This is a genomic window from Candidatus Aeolococcus gillhamiae, assembly GCF_016464765.1.
Lineage (GTDB): Bacteria > Chloroflexota > Dormibacteria > Aeolococcales > Aeolococcaceae > Aeolococcus > Aeolococcus gillhamiae.
In genome coordinates this window covers 1-18,142 of sequence record NZ_JAEKNS010000125.1, presented here as the reverse complement: position 1 = coordinate 18,142, position 18,142 = coordinate 1, and the positions used below count along the sequence as shown (strand labels likewise).

Below are 18,142 nucleotides of genomic sequence, written 5' to 3'. Positions count from 1 at the left end.
GCAGATCGTCGTTCTACCGCCGGCAGTCAAGGTGCTGCGGCAGTTGGGTCGGGTGGACCGGCGCCGAATCGAGGCGGCCGTCGATCGCCTTCCCACCGGGGACGTGAAGCCGCCCGGCGGCCGCTCCGGCGAGTGGCGCTTGCGCGTCTGTGATTGGCGGGTGATCTACCGCTTGGACGGCGAGCAGCGCCTCATTGTCATTCTCGCCGTGCGACCTCGCGGGTCGGCTTACAAGCCCTGACATCCCAGCGGGGTCTGGCTCGGCGAATTCGCTGACCGGTCAGCGATAAGTGACGCCCGCTTCGCTCACGCCCTGCACCTCGCCGCTACACCGCTGCGGGCGGTATACGAGGTTCGAATCCTCTCTCCCCAGCCAATTGCGCTGGCCCAACTTGAATTCGCTGCGACCATTTCGCACCGCACAAAATCAATGCAGCTGAGGTTGCCATAGCGCTCGGTGAGCCGCCGCCGGCCATCGACGCCGCGAGCATCCGGCCGGCCTCAGCGATCGCGAGGTCGAGGTTCTCGGTCTGATCTGTCTCGGCCTGTCGAATCGACAGATGGGACGGCGACTGCACATCACCGAGAAACCGTCGGCCACCATGTCGAAGCTCTCAGCACAAGAGCTTCCGGGCGCGAAGCGGTCCGGAGATGGACGCGGCCTATCGCCGGGGTGCAGAGGTCGCCCGCGCACGCCGGGGCGGAGTTCCCTTGCGGGAGCCCGTCCCGGCGTGTGGGCCGCAGTCCGGCCGCGCTCAGTGCCGGCTTTCTCAAACGGGTTACGCGGAGATGCGCACCACCTGGCCCGTCGGGCTGCCCTGCGTGGAGGTGCCCGGCATCACGGACCAGTTCGAGACGTAGATGGAGCCATCCGGGCCGGCCAGGAAGCCGTTGGGGAGGAACAGCTGCCCCGCACCCAGCACGTGCCGGGTGCCGTTCTCGGCGATCCGAACGACATCACCGGCAGGGCTGGCTGCTCCCAGTCCTCCGGTCTGGAATTCGGTCACATAGAAACTCCCGTCGGCGCCGAAGCCGCAGCCGGTGATGGCGTTGAAGCCAGACTGCCACACCACCGGCTTGTGGCCGGGCACGACCCGCCAGACCACGGCCGCCCCGAGGGCGTTGCCACCGCCGGTGAGCTCGCCGACGTACAGAGCACCGTCCTCGCCGCGAGCCAGGCAGGTCGGCACGGCGTCACTGACCGGAGGATTGGGGAAGAACGCCAGCACCCTCACCGTCCCGTCAGGGCCAACCCTGTCGAGGGTATTGGACGCGGCGTCGACCACGTAGATCGTGTTGTCGAGCGCCAGCACCCCGTAGGGGTTGGCGTCAGGGAACTGCTGGGGAACGAGGGCGATGTGGCGTTTCGCCCAGGCAAAGTCGTGGGCACCGACGCCGGCGATGGCAGTGTAATCCCCGTTGGTGTTCACCCTGATCAGCTGCCCGAGTTGGGCGGCGAGCGCTTCAGTCAGCCCTGCTGGGAGTCCGGGCGGGAGCTGCTGCGGCGACGCGGTCATGATCGTGTACAGACCACCGTCGGGACGCTGCGACAGGCCATCCGGGCCGGTCGCGCCCTGGCCGCCAGGGGAGGCGACCGAGACCAAGCCGGTGACCATGCGGTGGACGTGGCCGTCCACCAGGCGGCTGATCGAGCCGGTTCTGCCGAAACAGTCCTGACCGCGCGGGCCGGCGACGCACGACGAGCCACCGGTGCCCGCCTCCGCCACATACAGCTGCCCATTCGGGCCAAAGGCCAGGCCGCGGGGGTTGTTCAATCCCTGCGCCACCACGCGCACCGTGGCGGTGCCGGCCGACGATGCGTAGCCGGTCACGCCAGAGAGGGACGATGCCAGCGCGACGGCCAGCCCGACCTGCGTTACCCGGCGCACGATGCGGTTGTCAAACACGCGTGCTCCTCCCCCGGGCGCCGACAGCCTGGCGGAAACCAGGGTCCTGGCCGCGCCGCGTGCGTAGTATGGCGCGGGGCCAGCTCTCCTCGCGGGACCAGGAACGCGGCGGTGAGTTGTCCGGGGCCTACGCGAGGCCGCGCTCATTCGGCGGTGCGCCAGCTCATTGTGACGCGTCCGCGTCGTTTGGTAGTTCGAATCAGGGTGCGTCTCCTCTGATTCGCTGGTTCTAGAGATGATGCTGACGTGAGTCAGGCGGGTGCCGTCGTGATCGGAGCAGGTCCGAGTGGTGCCGCCACCGCCCTCGTCCTCAGCCGAGCTGGGCATCACGTGACAGTGCTTGACCGGGCTCATTTCCCCCGGGACAAGGCGTGCGGCGAAGGACTGATGCCGTCAGGCGTCGCCGTCCTCCGCCGGCTGGGCCTGCTTGACGCGGTGTTGGCCACGGGCACGCCCCGGATTCGCGGCGTCAGTTACACCCACGGGGACGGCACACCAACCGCGTACGCGCCGTTTCCGATGCCCATCGACGGGGGCGAGGGGTGGGGCTTGGGGGTGCGGCGAACAGTGTTCGACACCATCCTCATCGAGGCCCTGCGACGCGAGCCCCGCCTCACCCTTCGCGAAGGTGTACGCGCCAGCGGTGTGCTTCGCGGCGCGTCCGGACGGATCACCGGCGTGAGCACCGAGGAGGGACCCGTTTGGGCGAAGGCGGTGATAGCGGCCGACGGGCTGCACTCACCGATGCGGGCAGCGGCGGGCTGGGCCGTCGCGACATCCGGTGAGGGTCGCTACGGCATGGCAGGGCACTGGAAGCTCGATGTCCGTGCCCTCGACCGGATCGCGGTGAGCTTTGGTGATCGCGAGGAGTGGTACCAGTGTCCAGTGGGTTCCGATCTCCTCCTTGTGTCGACACTGGCAGGTCGGGCACGCATCGGCGTCACGGCGCGAAACTACCAGGCGGCAGCTCGTGCAGCAGTCCCCGCGCTGCGCGGCGCCGAACTCGTCGGTGGCACTCTGGCCGCCGGACAATTTCGGCAGCGCGCCCGTACGGTCGCCGCAGACGGGATGTTCCTCGTCGGGGACGCGGCAGGCTATGGAGACCCCACCACGGGCGAGGGCATCGGCATCGGCCTGCTTCTTGGTCAGCGACTCGGCGGACATGTCGCCGCCCTCCTGTCCGGCGAGGTCGACCGTAAATCGGCTGAGGTGCGCTACCGCCGCGACCACGCAGAAATCTGGCGCAACCCCAGTCGCGTCACTGCTCTTGCGTTGATGATGGCGCGACATCCGCGGCTGAGCCGACGCGCCGTCGCGCGGGCGGTCGATCGGCCCCACGCGCTTGGAGCGCTGTTGGGCATCAACTGCGGCTACTGGGGTTTCGGAAAACTCACTCCCAGGGACTGGCTGTCGCTCTGCGGCTTTTGACTGCGCCGGCCGCGTCTTGGGACGAACCGCGGCACACCGTAGAAGGCCTCACGGTAGCCGGGGAGGCGGTCGAGCAGCGCCTCCTCTGCACGGATGCGCGGCCAAAGCACCATGGCGTCGGCGAAGGACAGCCACACCGCCTCCCGGATGGCCCCTACCGCGACCGGGAGACACACAAACTCGAGCGCGACCGCCGTGTAGTTCGGGTGACGAAGCCAGCGGTATGGACCCGACGTGATCACCCGCGTCGTCGGTGACACGTGGGCGGTGACGTTCCAGCTCTCGCCGAGCGTGTGAATCACACTCAGCCGCAGGCACACCGCAGCAGCCAATCCCGCAAGGGCGCCGCCCTCGACAGGCGCAGGGACGTTGCCAGGACGCCGCGGCCAGAGAGCGGTGACGAAGAGAGCGACGTGAGCGGCGACCATGGCCGGGTAGGTGCTTGGTGACGAGGGCACACCGTCCCCGGTGCGCAGTCGGTTACGAGCCGACAGTCGAACCTCCGCGAGGCGCTGCACAGCGAGCAGCGCAACGAGCGCTGTACGTCTTCGCGGTGTCAGTAGTCCCACGCGATTCCGAGGAGCTCAACCGTGAGGCCGGGACCCAATCCGAGGATGAGCCCCCGCCCAGACCGTGACGGCAGCGATGCGGCAAGCTCCTCGAGGACGAAGAAGATGGCTGCCGACGACGTGTTGCCCGTGCTGCGCAGCACCGACCGGGTCGCAGCGAGCTGCTCGTCACGCAGCCCCAGGCACCCCGCCACAGCGTCGACCAGCGCGCTACCACCGGGGTGCAGGGCCACGGCGTCGAGAGTGGAAATCACGCCGCTGCCGCAGAAATCGTCCACGAGCTCGGGAAGCGCTCCAGCCAGCACAGCGGGGAGCTGGCGCGACAGGATCACGCGAAACCCGTCGTCTGCGAGGTCGTAGCCCAACGCATTGACGCTGTCTGGGATCAGCACACTGCGGACCTCGGTGACATGCACACCTTTCGACTGACGATGGCCATCCGCCTCAAGCACGACCGCGCCCGCGCCATCGCCGAACACAAGCGCGCTCAAGAGGTTGTCGAGGGAACGGTCCCCCGGACGAAAGGTGAGCGAGGGCAACTCGACCGCGATGACCAGGGCCTGCTCGCGCGGATGCGCACGGGCCCAGTCGGCGGCGCGGGCGAGGCCTCCGGCGCCGCCGGCACAACCCAATTGCATCACTGGCAGCCGCCAGACATCGGAACGGAGCCCTAGCATCGGGAGAAGATGAGCGTCGAGCCCGGGAAGGATGAAGCCGGTGCAGGACGCGACCACCAGCAACCCGATGGTCTCCCGCCGGTCGCCCGCGGCCGCAATGGCCCGTTCCGCCGCCGCAGCGGCGAGGCGAGGTGCAGCGTCGACGTACCGGGCGGTCTGCTCGCCGAGCGATAACCCTTCGAGCATCTCTGCGGGTTTTCGCAGCAGGTGGCGATAACCGTTGTCGAGGGGATCGACGAGCAGCGCGGTCCGCCTCGCCAGATGGGGCCAGATGCGGGGCAGCACTGTCACCACCTCCTGGCGGCTTGCCCGGAACGGCGGCGTGGCCGTGCCCAGTCCAGCAAGCCGGACAGGGGCGCCAAAGGCGGGCGACCTGGCGGGCAGGCCCGAACTGCGGAGAGTCGGCAGCGTGCTGGTCACATCACCTTTCATAACAGGTCGAAGCGTGGCGGGCCCGCCGTTGCGAGCGACTGCTCGCAGTTGCCCGAGCCGACCCCTCGCCCGCTGAGGCTCTCTCCCCGTACAGGCTCTGCGCGGGGAGCAGGGATTTGATCAGCCGGGAGCGGTGACGTAGATGGAGCCGTTTTGAAGACGTCGGCCGCCGTGGCGGCTTCCTAGACTTTTGGGGTGTTCCCAGCAGATCACGCCGACAGGAGACATGCCATGAATGACCCGAAGAAGTCCGCCAAGCGCACCACGGCCGCGAGTGGCAAGGCGTCCGAGGGATTCACGGCCGCGGAGCGAGCCGCGATGAGGGGCGCGTCAAAGAGCTGAAGGCGGCCTGGACCAAGGCGGACGACGAACGCGCGGTGCTCGCGAAGTGACGCGGGCCGAAGAGAAAAGGATCGGCGCGCTCCTCAAGAGAGCGGTGGGCTGAAGGCGGAGCTCGCCGCTGGCCCTGCCGGGGCCCGGCGCCAATCCGCACAACCCGTTGCGGATGCGACCGCAGACCAAGTGCTCTTGACGGAGACTGTTGCCGCTACTTGAACGTGCTCCTGCTCCCGCACGTGGCGTCGCCAGTGATGTGCAGCGTGTGCGGCGTGGCTCCTGCTGCCACCTGTTCGATGACGTCACCGTCGATGTGGCCACCCGTATCGGTCACCGAGAATGTCCCGCTGCCTGGAACCCGGGTATAGAAGTGGCCGGGAGCGTTCTGGAGCGTCTGGCTCATGGTGAAGGCGGGTGCGTTCGCGACACTCGGATCATTGATGTACTTCAGAATGAAGACGGACACCAACGCTGGCTGGCCGCCGATGGTGGTGAGAGTGGCAACCTGGACACTTTGTCCATACTTGGTCGTGACGCACGCAACGCGAGTGGTCGTGAAGTCTCCGACAGTGCCCTCAGGGGTACTTCCGGAGATCTTGATGTTGGTTGTCCCAGGCACTTGATTTCCGCACGACACCGAGCCGGTGATCGCGGTGACGGCGCCCAAAGTCCCCTTCGCAACGCTGGATGCGTTCTCGGTCAGAGGTCCGGTGACCCGTGCCCCTCTGGCAGGGTCGAACCCGCTGACACCCGCCCCACTGAAGGAACGGGAGCTGTAGGTGGGGCCGCTACCCGCTGCCTCGCCGACGGTTACCTTGCTCGAGTCAATCGTGATGGTGACGTACGGTGCATCGGCCCTTTGTCCCACCTGCCCGTTCACCGCGATCAGCTTGCCGTTGAAGCTAGGCACGAAACACGCGACGGTGAGGCTGGTGAGCGGACTTCCCGTCAGCGAAACGTCGCCAGTCAGGGTGAAGCTGGACGTGGGAGGACTAGGAGTGAGCGTGGGAGGAGGAGTCTGTGCCGAGTCGGTGGTGGACGAACCACACGCGCCAATGCCCACCAACACAGTCCCGAGCGCGAATGCTCGAAGCCCTCTCACGAACAACACCATGAGGAGGTTCTGACTCACGAGGTCCGAAAGTCAAGGACCGTCCCGCCTCCACGCAAGCGCGACGCTATTCTGCGCCCGGCCGGAGTTCGTCGATGCGCGGCGGGGCCGACCGTCCGAAGCCGGATCGAGTAGGGGACGTTGTGATCACCGGACGCATGCGCCTTGTGCTGTACAGCGCGTTGATGCTCTTCACCGAGCTGGCGCTGATTCGCTGGCTCGGTTCCAACGTCGTCTACCTCGCGTTCTTCTCGAACTTCGTACTGCTGGGCAGCTTTCTGGGCATCGGCGCGGGGTTCCTGCGCTCGCGCTCGCGGCGCGATCTCTCGCGCCTCGCCCCTGTCGCGCTCGGTGCGCTCGTGGTCCTGGTCAACGTCTTCCCGGTGACGGTGCAGCGCTCGGCCGACCAGCTCATCTTCTTCGGGGGTGGCAGTGCGACGTCGGGCGCACCCGCCTGGCTCATCCTGCCGGTCATCTTCCTCGCCACGGCTGTGGTGATGGCCTGCATCGGAGAGGGCGTGGGTCGGTCGTTCCAGTTGTACGACCCGCTCGAAGCCTATCGCCTCGACATCCTCGGCAGCCTTGCCGGCATCGTCGCCTTCTCGGCGCTGTCGTTCGCCTGGGCACCGCCACTCGCGTGGGGCGCCGTCGTCACGCTTCTCGTCGCCCTGCTGCAGGCGAACAGACGCTGGCTGCTGCAGGGCGCCGCCCTGACCGCGATGCTCGTCTTCCTGGGGGCGGAGACGTTCACACCACGCTTCAGCTGGTCGCCGTATTACAAGATCACCCAGGTCCGGACGTCGGCGACCAACATCACCATCTACGTCAACGGGATTCCCCACCAGGGGACCGGCGACATGTTGCACGACCCGAACCAGGTCCACGGCGCGCGTCAGTGGCCCTACCAGGACGCGGGTCCGCACAACCCGCTCGACAGCGTGCTCATCGTCGGTGCCGGCAATGGCAACGACGTCGCCGTCGCCCTCGCTCACGGCGCCAAGCATGTCGACGCCGTCGAGATCGATCCGCGGCTCTATCAGATCGGCGTCGAACACCATCCCAACCAGCCGTACCAGGATCCACGAGTCACGGCCCACATCACCGATGGTCGGGAGTTCCTCGAGCATTCCGCGGCGACGTACGACCTCATCGTCTTCGCTCTCCCCGACAGCCTGACGCTGGTCTCCGGGCAGGCGTCCCTGCGTCTGGAGAGCTACCTCTTCACCACCGAGGCGATGCAGACCGCCAGGCAGCATCTCCGTGCGGGCGGCTCGTTCTCGATGTACAACACGTACCGCGAAGCCTGGCTGGTCGACCGCCTCGCCGGCACGCTGCAGCAGGTCTACGGGACCACACCGTGCCTGCGCCACTACGGCCTCACCTCGGTGGTGATGACCGATAGCGCCACCGCGGGAACGCTGACCTGCCAGGCGACGTGGAGCCCTGCGCCCGGCGCCTTCATTCCCGCCGCGGCGACCGACGACTACCCGTTCCTGTACCTCGAGACCCCCAGCCTGCCATCGCTCTACGTGTGGACGCTCCTGCTGATCGCCGCGGCCGCAGTCGTTTTCGTTCGCCTCAGCGGAGGGCCGCTGCGACCCATGGGTCAGTTCACCGACCTGTTCTTCATGGGCGCCGCCTTCCTCCTTCTCGAGACCAAGAGCGTCGTGCAGTTCGCGTTGCTGTTCGGCACCACCTGGTTTGTCAACGCCCTCGTCTTCATCGGCGTGCTTGTAGCCGTGCTGGTGGCGATCGAGATAACCCGGCGCTGGAGGTTGCGTAAGCCACTGCTGCTGTATGCGGCTCTCCTCCTCTGCCTCGCGATTGCCTGGTTGGTGCCGCCGGACAGCCTGCTCCGCCTCGACCTCGTTCCCCGCTTCGTCTGCGCCGTGCTCCTGGCGTTCGCGCCGATCCTCATCGCCAACCTCGTCTTCGCCCAACGGTTCAAGGATGTGGCCGCGTCTGTCACCGCCTTCGGGGCCAACCTGTTGGGAGCAATGGTCGGCGGCATTCTCGAGTACGTGTCGCTGCTGACCGGCTACCGCGCTCTGCTGATCATCGTCGCCGCGCTCTACGGCCTGTCCTTGCTGACTAGTCCCGGGCTGCTTCGCCGGGGCGCCTGAGGTAGCCCGTCCAACGTGCGAGAGAGCGCGCGCCGTAAGCGTCTTGTCGCGGGCGTCTTCCAAGGTTGACACAGATAGTTGTGAACGTTCAGAATATGGAGAATGACCAGGCAGGAAGGCGCGGCCCGGTACCCACGCTCGCGGCGCTGCGCCTGCGCATGGTGATCCAGGCGCCGTCTGAGACTGCGCCGTTGACGATGAGCACCTACCTGCGCTTCCCCGCACGTCCGCGCGCTACGCCGGACGTGTGCTGCTCATCGCCCACCGACGGGTGGTCCCGCTGATGCTCGAGCGGGTCGCGTGTGGCTCAGCAATCCAGCGCGCCCGCCAAGTGTCAGCATGACCATGGATCGGGTCACCGGGATCTTCGTCGAGGGAATGGGCGCCTCGTCAGCCACATCCGGGATCCTGACGCAGCTCCAGGGCCGCATCTTCGGCCTGCTCTACCTCAAGGACCAGCCCCTGTCGCTTGACGACATCACCGACGAGCTGCAGCAGAGCAAGAGCAACGTGTCGGTGCAGATTCGAGGGCTTCTCGAGTGGCATCTGGTCAGGCAGGTTCGGATCGTCGGCTCACGACGCGACCACTATGTGGCGGCGACAGACTTCTGGCGCGTCATGCAGGAGATCGTCGAACGACGGTTCCGGTGGAACCTGCGTCAAGTGCTCGCGTCCACCGACGAGACCGAACGCGCGCTCACGTCCAGGCCGGGAGCGGGCCGCGACGCGTTCGTGCGCGAGCGCCTGGCAGCGCTACGCGCCTACTTCATCGCGGTCGACACCATGCTCGAGGCGCTGAGCCACGGCGAGGCGACCACGTCGGACCCCATGCGCGAGACGGCAGCACCTCGCCACCGCGGCGCGCGACGCGCGCGATGAGGCTCCCGAACGCCGTTCAGCAGGAGCATCCCTGGGTCATCAGCCGGATTGCGCCCGACTTCCAACTCCTCGACGTCTGGGCACTGCCGGTGCGCGGCCGAGCGAACGATTTCCCGACCTTGCTGGAGGTCATGGCCGATCTGGATCCCACCGGCGCCGGCTCGACAGCCAGTCGAGCGCTCTTCTGGCTGCGCTTTCGCGTCGGGGCATTGTTTGGCTGGGATGACCCCCACCGGAAATTTCCGGTGCCGGGCCGCGTCGAGACCTCGCTGACGACGCGCGTGCCCGAGGACCTGCGTGCCACCGCGAGGGGACTGAAGCTCGGCGTACCCGGCTTCGTGCCGCTCTATCGCACCAACACGGAGGCCGCCGCTGAAGTGTCGAACGCAACCGTGCACGGCGTGCTGCACCTGGCCTGGGTGCACCAGGGCAACGGCCGCTACCGCGGGCAGATGGCTGTGTACGTCAAGCCTCGAGGCTGGCTCGGCGACATGTACATGGCGCTGATCGGCCCCTTCCGATACCTCATCGTCTACCCGGCGCTGATGCGGCAGATCGAAAATGCGTGGCAGGCTCGTCGTGCCGGACCAACACACTCGGGGCACGCTGCGCAGCATGGCCTTTCACGAGTCGAATCCCAGGCCAAGTGAGTCCAGCGCACGCAACCACAGGTTGCGGCGTCCGGCGTTGCGGTCGGCACGTGCGAGCGACCAGCGTGTCGCCTGGATCCCGGCAAACGCGAGCGGTTCCGGTGGGAACGGCAGAGGCTTCTCGCGAACCATGCGCAGCCGGGTTCGTTCCGTGGCCTCTCCGGACAGGAGATCGAGCATGACGTTGGCAGCGAACCTGCTGGCTCCGACTCCGAGCCCGGTGTACCCCAGGGCATAGCTGACGCGACCCCCGAGCGCAGTGCCGTAGAAGGCGAAGAAACGGGTGCACGTGTCGATGGCGCCGCCCCAGCGATGGCTGAAGCGGATCCCCTCCAGCTGGGGGAAGGTGTGGAAGAAGTGGTGCGCGAGCGTGCGGAAGGTGTCCGGCCGCTGGTCGTACACGGGTCTCACCTTGCGCCCGAAGTGATAGATGGCGTCGTACCCGCCCCAGAGGATGCGATGGTCGGCGGTCATCCGGTAGTAGTGGAACTGGTTGGTGACGTCGTTGAGGCCGGCGCCGTTGCTCCAGCGGATCGCTGCCAACTGTTCCGCCGACAGCGGTTCGGTCACGAGCACGTAGTCGTACACGGGCACGGTGAACAGCCGGAGCCGCCGGACCGGGCTGGGAAACGCATTGGTCCCGAGCGCGACCGTGGCGGCGCGCACCACTCCCCCCGGGGTTTGCAGATGCACACCGGCTCCTGCGCGTCTGACCGCCAACACCGGTGTGTGCTCGGCGATGCGCACGCCGGCATTCATGGCGGCCTCAGCCAGCCCCCAGGCAAGCGCTGCGGGGTTCACCAGCGCGGTGTCACGCTCCCACGAGCCCGCGAGGTAGGTCGGTGAGTTGACCTCAGCACGCACCGCCGATTGGTCGAGGAACTCTCCGGGCTCGTCGTGCAGCCAGCCGACATGGTGCGGTTCGGTCGCGACAGAGATGCTGCCGCTGCGACGGTAGTCGCAGTCGATCCCGTAGCCTCGGATCGACGTCTCGATCTCGTCGAGGTTCTGACGTCCGAGTCGCTCCAGCGTCTCGAACTCGTCGGGAAAGCGACGTCGCCCATTTTCGGCACCGTGCGTGAGGCTCGCTGAGCAGAATCCGCCATTGCGCCCAGTGGCCGCCCAGCCAATCCGTTCCCCCTCCAGGAGAAGGACATCGCGATGGGGATCGCGTTCTTTGGCGAGCAGCGCGGTCCACAACCCGGAATATCCACCGCCGACGACAGCGAGGTCGGTCGACGCGTCGCTCGACAGGGGCGGGTGTGGCGAGGGACGCCGGTCGCTGTCGAGCCAGAACACCCGTGGCCGCGATGCGCTCAGGGACCGGTCGACGCCGGCTGTCGAGGTCACTTCATGACGCGCCGTGCTTAGACGTTCACGACCCCGCGCGCAGCGTCCGGCGACCAGACGTAGGTGGTCGCAGCCGTGGGCACCGGGTACGGGGGCGGTGCCAGGTCGCTCTCATCTGCGCCGATGAGGCGTTCCAGCATCGCGAACGCGCTCTCGCGCAGCCCATCGATCGTTCGTGCGAGTGGTGTGGGGATGTGCTCGTCGCCGGCAGCCTCGAGCTCCGCCACAAACCAGGCGGCCGCGCGGACGACGACGCGGGCGCTCTCCCAGCGCCGGCGGGCGCGGGAGCCGCTGGCGTCGTCGGCAGCGTCGCGTCCCGCCAGGCAGGCCCCGGTGACCCCGGACGCGCCGAGGGAGTCGCTCACCATCGAGCTGATGCGATGGTCGTCGACGCGCCGGACCGGCGCATGCCCGTATGCATCGAGCGCCACGATCACGGAATCGAGAGCGGCGGCTCGATCGCTGGCCACCGCCGCGGCGAGGTCCGGGCGCTGCGCCGCTGCCAGCCATGCGGGCACCGCCGTGGTGATCATCCAGTCCCAGAGAACCTGGCAGCGCTCCGCCTCCTCCCAGCGGGTGCCGCGCGTGCCGATCATCCGCGCGGTGAGCGCGCCCAATCGCTGCCGGGGCTCAGCGTCGAGTGAATCGTTGAACGATCGCGTGAACGCGGCGATGATGGGCGAGACCGACTGCGGATGATCGCTGTGCCTCTCCCCGGACATCCACGCCACCAGCTCCATCGCGCACACCCCGTCGTCCGGCCGCCGGTGGCGCCCCTTCTGGAGCTGGACGATCTCGGCGAGCTCGCGAATGGGCGGATTGGCCATCTGCTGTCCTCATTGCGGCGGGATCTGCCGTCCTAAGGGTACCGTCGTGGGACGCCTGTGCACCATCGACACCCCCGGGTGAGGAGAAACGCGCTCGTGAGGATCGAGATGATGAGCGAGGGCGACCTCGAGCTCCGGGTGCGGCTGGAGACCGATCCTTCGGTGATGGCCGAGCTGGGTGGCCCACGCCCAGAGGAGGACATCGCCCGGGCGCATGCCAGAGCGCTCATCTCCGCCGCCGCAGGGGAGTGCTGGCCGTTCAAGGTGATCCCGGACGATTCGACGTTCCCTGCGGGCTGGGTGACGATCTTTGCCTCGTCCTTCGACGCCGAGCCGATCTACGAGATGGGTTGGATGGTGCTGCCGGAGTTCCAGGGCAGGGGCATCGCCAGCGAAGCTGTGGGAGCGATTCTGGAGAGGGCACGCAAGGAGCGGAAATTTGGCGACGTCCATGCGTTTCCCGGTGTCACCAATGCTCCCTCGAATCGCGTCTGCGCGAAGAACGGCTTCGCCGACGTTGGCGAATGCGAGGTCGAGTTCGCCGGCCACACGCTGCGCTGCAACCACTGGCGCGTCGACGTCTTCTGAGTCGGGCTACTGGGCCACCACCCTGATCGTGCCGCTCCACGACGCAGTCGCGGTCCCTGATTGTTCGGACCGCCTCGCTCCGCCGATGATGACCCACGTGATCGGGTTGGTCGGGTCTCCGCCGCGCGGCTCGTTGGGGGTGAGTGGTGGTCCGGGAGGCGGCGGCGTTGTGCTCATCATTGGGTCCTCAACGCTGATGTGTTGGTGCGCGCATTTTAGAAACCGTGGCGGGGCATTTTAGAAAACGCTCGCCTGCGCATTTCCCGAGGCGGCGTGAAGCGTTTCCCTCTGTACACTCGACCGTCATGCAGAGAGGATTGCTCGGCGCCAGCGTGGCTTTTGCGGGGCTGTTGGTTGCGTGTGGTTCCGACGCCACCCCGGCACCGACGTCGACCGGAGCGGCCAACAATCCCGCCGCCTCCGCGAGCGCCGGCACGGAAACACTGCCACCGGGCGACATCCCCGACACCGTCGCCTACCCAACCTTCACGCCTGCGACGGCTGGCTACGTGATCAGGATTCCCGAGGGCTTCGCGCGCGCAGACACCAGCTCTGCGATCGTATTCACCTTCCACTTCAACAGCATCCGCATCGAGAGCGTCAAGAGCCCGAGCGCACCCACGCTCGCGTCGGCGCAGAGCACCGACGTGCCAGCGATCAGGCAGAGCTTCGCCAACACGACCATTGGTCAGATCAGCAGCGTGTCGCGCAACGCGGGACCCGCCGTCCTCGTCAAGTTCCAGGCGGACTCGCAGCCCGACCCGGTCACCGGCAAGACCGGACGTCTCGATATGGAGCGGTACGAGTTCTGGCACAACGGTACCGAGTTGATCGTCACCCTCGCCGCGCCCGCCGGCTCGGACAACGTCGACCCCTGGCTGACGGTCACCAACTCGTTGAGGTGGCAGTGACGGAGCCCGTCCTCCGCGCGGAACGGCTGTACCGCTTCTACCACGCCGGTGACGACGAAACCCTTGCCCTGCGTGGTGTCTCCCTCAGCGTCGATGCGGGCGAGATCGTCGCCATCGTCGGTCCGTCCGGTTCGGGGAAGTCCACTCTGCTGGCCTGCCTGTCGGGAATGGATGACCCTGACGGCGGCACGGTTTCGGTCGGCGGACGCCGGCTGTCGCGACGCCCCGAGCACGAGCGCACCCCGATGCGGCTCCGCGACATCGGCCTGCTGTACCAGTCCGGCAATCTCATCGAGCATCTCTCCGTCCTCGGCAACATCGAGCTGGCCCAGCGCTTCGCGGGCAAGACCGACAGCAAGCGGGCTCGTTCCCTGCTCGCCGAGCTCGGCCTGCAGCAGCGTGCCTCCGCTCACCCCTCGCAGCTGTCGGGCGGCGAGCTGTGCCGCGCGGGTTTGGCGGTCGCACTCGCCAATGAGCCGCGCGTCCTCCTTGCCGATGAGCCGACCGGCGAGGTCGATTCCGTCACCGAGGCGTCGATCCTCGGGCTGATCTGCCAACGGGCCGGCGGTGGCGTCGCCGTGGTTCTGGTCACCCACAGCGAGGCGGTGGCCGCGATCGCGGACCGGACAGTCCAGCTCGTCGACGGCCAGCTCGTCGCGTGAGTGACATCCTGGTGCGCACCAACAGGGTTAGCCGCACCTACGGCGCGCTCGTCGCCGTCGACGGTATCTCGTGCCAGGTGTCGTCCGGTCAGAGAATCGTGATCACCGGCCCGTCGGGTTCGGGAAAGTCCACCCTGCTGCACCTCCTCGCCGGCTTGGAAACTCCCTCGTCAGGAAGCATCGAATGGCCCGGGGTTGGGGCGCGCGAGCAGCTTCGACCCCGCGCCGTCGCCACCATCTTCCAGGGGCCGAGCCTGCTTCCGCCGCTGACCGTCATCGAGAACGTCGCTCTTCCCCTGCTACTCGACGGCGCGGACGAGGGTTCCGCAGCAGCAGCCGCCGCCGCCGCCCTCGCCTCGCTGGGGATCGAGGACCTTGCCGGCAAGATGCCCGAGGAACTGTCCGGCGGCCAGGCGCAGCGCGTCGCCGTCGCCCGCGTTCTCGCCGGGGCACCGCGGCTGGTCTTTGCCGACGAACCGACCGGCCAGCTCGACCACCCCACGGCCGCGAAGATGCTGGACGTCCTCGACGATGCGGTCTCAGCTGTTGGTGCAACCCTGGTGCTCACCACCCACGACCGACGAGTTGCCGAGCGCTACAGCACGAAGTGGTCAATGGCCGACGGCCGTCTCCATGGTGTGGACTGATGGTGTGGCTGCTGTGGATGCGTGGTCTTCTTCGTCACCGTTTCGGCCGCACGATGGGAACGGCCCTGGGCATCGCCGTTGCGGTGGCCCTGCTCGCATCCATCGGGAGCTTCCTGGCTGCCTCGCAGGCGACCATGACCACGCGAGCTGTCGCCACGGTCGCGGTCGACTGGCAGATCGAGGTGCAGCGCGGTGCCGATGCGGGATCTGTTCTTGCCGCCGTGCGGTCGCAACCCGGGCTGATGGGTGCGCTGCCTGTCGGGTACGGAGACACCAGCGGCTTGACCGCAACAACCGGGACGACCACGCAGACCACGGGCGCCGGCGTCGTGGTCGGCCTTCCCAACGGCTATGCGTCCACGTTCCCCGGAGAGATCCGGCCGCTGGTCGGCTCGGCGACCGGCGTTCTGCTCGCCCAGCAGACGGCGGCGACGCTCCGCGTCCATCCCGGCGACCAGGTGGGGATCGGACGGCCGGGGATGGCCGCGGCCACGGTGACCGTTGCCGGCGTTGTGGACCTACCCCAGGCGAGCTCGCTGTTTCAAAAGGTCGGGGCGCCCAGGGGCGCACAGCCCTCGGCGCCACCCGACAACGTCGTCCTCGTGCCCCTGGCCCAGTGGCATGTCATCTTCGATCCGCTGCAGGCGACGGCGCCCGGCTCGTTCCACCAGCAGGTTCATGCGCATCACGATCGGAACCTTCCGAGCTCCCCGGAGTCGGCATTCGAGCAGGTCGCCGCGGGTGCGCGAAACCTCGAGGTGCGACTGGCCGGTGCCGGGCTGGTCGCTGACAACATGGGCGCCGCTCTGGACGCGGCCCGTTCCGACGCGGCGTACGCGACAGTCATCTTCCTGTTCCTCGGTCTTCCCGGCGCGGTCATCGCCGGCCTGCTCACCGCCGCCGTTGGCACCGCAGGTGTCGATCGGCGACGTCGCGACCAGGCGTTGTTGCGGAGCCGCGGTGCCTCGATATCGACGCTGGTCACGTTCGGGATCTCCGAAGCGGCCATCGCCGGAATCGTCGGCGCCGTGGTGGGAGTCGGCGCCGCGCTGCTGCTCGGCCTGCTCTTCTTCGGCTCGGCGAGCTTCGGTGCCGATGCCCGTACTGCGGCATTCTGGACAGGGCTCGCCGCAGCCGCCGGTATCGTCATCGCGCTTCTCGTGGTTGCCGTGCCGGCATGGCGTGACGCCAGGCGTCTGACCGTCAGCGGTGCCCGCATGACCTTCCGCCGCGGCAGCGCCCGGGCACGGGTCGGGCTGGGGCTCGCGCTGGTTCTCCTGGGTCTCGCGGCGATCACCTATGTTTCGGCAACGCAGAAGGGGTACACCCTCGTGCTCGCGCCGGAGGGGGTGCCGAGCATCAGCGTCAACTACCTGGCGTTTGCAGGGCCGGCGTGCTTGTGGGTCGGCTCGGCGCTGCTGACGTGGCGGGCGGCCGCCGGGATGCTGCAGCGGCTGCGCCGACCCATCGCAGGCATCATCCGGCCAATCGCCGGCCCGCTGGCGCGCACCGTCGTGTCATCGATGGGGCGCGAGCGCCGGCGACTCGCCCAGGCGGCCGTCCTGGTCGGGCTCGCCGCGGCGTTCGCCGCTTCGACCGCGGTCTTCAATTCGACGTACGCGCAGCAGGCGCAGGTCGACGCGCGTCTCACCAATGGCGCCGACGTCACCGTCACCGCACCGCCCGGGACCAATCTACCAGCAGCCGTGACCGACCAGGTTGCGTCAGTTCGTGGTGTCCACGGCGTCGAGCCCATGATCCATCGATTTGCGTACGTCGGCGCGGACCTGCAGGACATGTTTGGCGTGCGCGCGTCGACGATCACCGCGGTTGGCCGCCTCCAGGATGCCTACTTCCAGGGAGGGACAGCCACGCAGGTGATGGCCAGGCTGGCCGCCCAACGGGACGGGCTCCTGATCAGCGCGGAAACCGTCAAGGACTTTCAGCTGTCAACCGGCGATCGGGTCACCCTGCGACTGCCCAGGAGCGGCGGCGGCGGGCTGGTCCCCGTCATCTTTCACTACGTCGGGATCGTCAGCGAGTTCCCCACCGCACCACGGGACAGCTTCCTGATCGCCAACCTCGAGTACGTGGCCCAGGCCACTGCCGACCTGTCCGCGAACACACTGCTCATCGACACGGGCGATGCGTCGCCGCCTGACGTCGCCGGCCGCGTGCGCCAGGCCATCGGACCGGGCCCCAACGTCCAGGACATTGTCTCCACACGGCAGGTGGTGGGGTCGAGCCTCACCGCCGTCGACCTCACCGGTCTCACCAGGGTCGAGCTGGGATTCGCGATCGTCCTGGCCATCGGCGCCACCGGGCTGCTGCTGTCCTTGAGCCTTGCGGAACGGCGCCGGACCTACGTGCTTGCCGCGGCGCTCGGAGCACGCCCAGGGCAACTGCGCGCCTTCGTCTGGTCGGAGGCGGGTTTCGTCGTCACGGTGGGCCTGGTGGCGGGACTGTTTTGGGGATGGCTGCTCTCGCACATGCTGGTCAGCGTGCTGACCGGTGTGTTCGACCCTCCGCCGGCTGCGCTGGCGGTGCCGTGGGGCTACCTCGCGGCCACGCTCGCCACGTCCCTGCTGGCGGTGATCCTCGTGGTGGTGGTCGGCTCGAGGGTGCTGCGTCGGGCTCCGCTGTCCGCGCTGCGCGACTTCTGACCCTGCGGCGCGGCGCCCGATGCCCGGCTCACCTCGTATCCTGATGGCCAGCGGCCGAGCCGCCACGCATTGCCGCGTGTGGGGGAACCTGATGACCGACCTGGCCGAACCGTTGACCCGCCGCGCCGGCTTCCACGCCATGACCGAGGGCACCGCCGAGGACTGGCAAGCCATATCGGCACACTTCCTCGACCATGGCTCGCGCCTGGCCGACCGCGTCGTCGATCACCTGCGCCTCCTCAGTGACGACCACGGCGGCTTCGCCGTCAGCCGGCTCGAGCATTCCGTGCAGACGGCGACGCGCGCGGCGCGGGCCAATCGCGACGACGAGTACGTCGCCTGTGCGCTGCTCCACGACATCGGTGACACGCTCTGCAGCTAC

The 18,142-nt window shown here is 68.0% G+C and carries 17 protein-coding genes and 1 pseudogene; 11 read left to right on the top strand and 7 right to left on the bottom strand.

Annotated elements, in window-relative coordinates; translation table 11 throughout:
• A partial coding sequence (locus JF886_RS12270) for a type II toxin-antitoxin system RelE family toxin (RefSeq protein ID WP_337312861.1) occupies positions 1-241 on the top strand: 241 nt, incomplete at its 5' end.
• A 538-nt stretch (positions 242-779) separates the two neighbouring features.
• Here the strand turns inward: JF886_RS12270 and JF886_RS12265 are convergent.
• Positions 780-1,907 (bottom strand): ScyD/ScyE family protein, encoded by a 1,128-nt coding sequence (locus JF886_RS12265; RefSeq protein WP_337312859.1) that lies wholly within the window; start codon positions 1,905-1,907, stop codon positions 780-782.
• 246 nt (positions 1,908-2,153) lie between these two features.
• On the opposite strand from JF886_RS12265, the gene JF886_RS12260 reads away from it, so the two are divergent.
• Entirely contained in the window at positions 2,154-3,335 is a 1,182-nt protein-coding gene (locus tag JF886_RS12260) for an NAD(P)/FAD-dependent oxidoreductase (protein WP_337312857.1), read from the top strand.
• Here JF886_RS12260 and JF886_RS12255 read toward each other — a convergent pair.
• The 3 genes from JF886_RS12255 to JF886_RS12245 form a co-directional block, all read right to left on the bottom strand.
• Positions 3,278-3,853 carry an isoprenylcysteine carboxylmethyltransferase family protein gene (locus JF886_RS12255; protein ID WP_337312855.1) on the bottom strand — a complete coding sequence of 192 codons (576 nt, stop codon included), beginning with the start codon at positions 3,851-3,853 and terminating at the stop codon, positions 3,278-3,280. The genes JF886_RS12260 and JF886_RS12255 overlap by 58 nt on opposite strands.
• A gap of 38 nt (positions 3,854-3,891) precedes the next feature.
• Positions 3,892-4,872: a 3-oxoacyl-[acyl-carrier-protein] synthase III C-terminal domain-containing protein gene (locus tag JF886_RS12250; RefSeq protein WP_337312853.1), complete on the bottom strand. Its 981-nt coding sequence runs from the start codon at positions 4,870-4,872 to the stop codon at positions 3,892-3,894.
• Positions 4,873-5,560: 688 nt separating this feature from the next.
• Positions 5,561-6,259: a hypothetical protein gene (locus JF886_RS12245; RefSeq protein ID WP_337312851.1), complete on the bottom strand. Its 699-nt coding sequence runs from the start codon at positions 6,257-6,259 to the stop codon at positions 5,561-5,563.
• 344 nt (positions 6,260-6,603) lie between these two features.
• On the opposite strand from JF886_RS12245, the gene JF886_RS12240 reads away from it, so the two are divergent.
• The 3 genes from JF886_RS12240 (at position 6,604) to JF886_RS12230 (ending at position 10,112) form a co-directional block, all read left to right on the top strand.
• A complete protein-coding gene (locus tag JF886_RS12240; protein ID WP_337312850.1) occupies positions 6,604-8,583 on the top strand; it encodes a spermine/spermidine synthase domain-containing protein in 1,980 nt (659 codons plus the stop codon).
• A gap of 339 nt (positions 8,584-8,922) precedes the next feature.
• On the top strand, positions 8,923-9,462 hold the full coding sequence (locus JF886_RS12235) for a GbsR/MarR family transcriptional regulator (protein ID WP_337312848.1): 540 nt from the start codon (positions 8,923-8,925) through the stop codon (positions 9,460-9,462).
• Positions 9,459-10,112 carry a DUF2867 domain-containing protein gene (locus JF886_RS12230; RefSeq protein ID WP_337312847.1) on the top strand — a complete coding sequence of 218 codons (654 nt, stop codon included), beginning with the start codon at positions 9,459-9,461 and terminating at the stop codon, positions 10,110-10,112. Before JF886_RS12235 ends, JF886_RS12230 begins: the two co-directional genes overlap by 4 nt.
• Here the strand turns inward: JF886_RS12230 and JF886_RS12225 are convergent.
• Both JF886_RS12225 and JF886_RS12220 read right to left on the bottom strand, forming a co-directional pair.
• Positions 10,086-11,462, bottom strand: coding sequence for an NAD(P)/FAD-dependent oxidoreductase (locus JF886_RS12225; protein WP_337312845.1), 1,377 nt, complete (start codon positions 11,460-11,462; stop codon positions 10,086-10,088). The genes JF886_RS12230 and JF886_RS12225 overlap by 27 nt on opposite strands.
• Before the next feature lie 17 nt (positions 11,463-11,479).
• On the bottom strand, positions 11,480-12,289 hold the full coding sequence (locus JF886_RS12220) for a hypothetical protein (RefSeq protein ID WP_337312843.1): 810 nt from the start codon (positions 12,287-12,289) through the stop codon (positions 11,480-11,482).
• A gap of 96 nt (positions 12,290-12,385) precedes the next feature.
• Here JF886_RS12220 and JF886_RS12215 point away from each other — a divergent pair, with 96 nt between their 5' ends.
• A complete protein-coding gene (locus tag JF886_RS12215) occupies positions 12,386-12,877 on the top strand; it encodes a GNAT family N-acetyltransferase (protein ID WP_337312842.1) in 492 nt (163 codons plus the stop codon).
• 6 nt (positions 12,878-12,883) lie between these two features.
• Here the strand turns inward: JF886_RS12215 and JF886_RS12210 are convergent, their stop codons facing one another.
• Entirely contained in the window at positions 12,884-13,054 is a 171-nt protein-coding gene (locus JF886_RS12210; protein ID WP_337312840.1) for a hypothetical protein, read from the bottom strand.
• A gap of 128 nt (positions 13,055-13,182) precedes the next feature.
• On the opposite strand from JF886_RS12210, the gene JF886_RS12205 reads away from it, so the two are divergent.
• The 5 genes and pseudogenes from JF886_RS12205 to JF886_RS12185 all read left to right on the top strand — a co-directional run.
• The gene (locus JF886_RS12205; RefSeq protein ID WP_337312838.1) at positions 13,183-13,788 is read left to right on the top strand and encodes a hypothetical protein; all 606 of its coding nucleotides are present in this window, start codon (positions 13,183-13,185) and stop codon (positions 13,786-13,788) included.
• Positions 13,785-14,450, top strand: coding sequence for an ABC transporter ATP-binding protein (locus JF886_RS12200; RefSeq protein ID WP_337312836.1), 666 nt, complete (start codon positions 13,785-13,787; stop codon positions 14,448-14,450). The genes JF886_RS12205 and JF886_RS12200 overlap by 4 nt, the downstream gene beginning before the upstream one ends.
• Positions 14,447-15,097, top strand: a complete 651-nt coding sequence (locus tag JF886_RS12195; protein ID WP_337312834.1) for an ABC transporter ATP-binding protein — start codon at positions 14,447-14,449, stop codon at positions 15,095-15,097. Before JF886_RS12200 ends, JF886_RS12195 begins: the two co-directional genes overlap by 4 nt.
• Positions 15,097-17,760 (top strand): ABC transporter permease, encoded by a 2,664-nt coding sequence (locus JF886_RS12190; RefSeq protein WP_337312832.1) that lies wholly within the window; start codon positions 15,097-15,099, stop codon positions 17,758-17,760. The genes JF886_RS12195 and JF886_RS12190 overlap by 1 nt, the downstream gene beginning before the upstream one ends.
• Before the next feature lie 91 nt (positions 17,761-17,851).
• Positions 17,852-18,142: pseudogene (locus JF886_RS12185) on the top strand (phosphohydrolase); the annotation flags it as partial.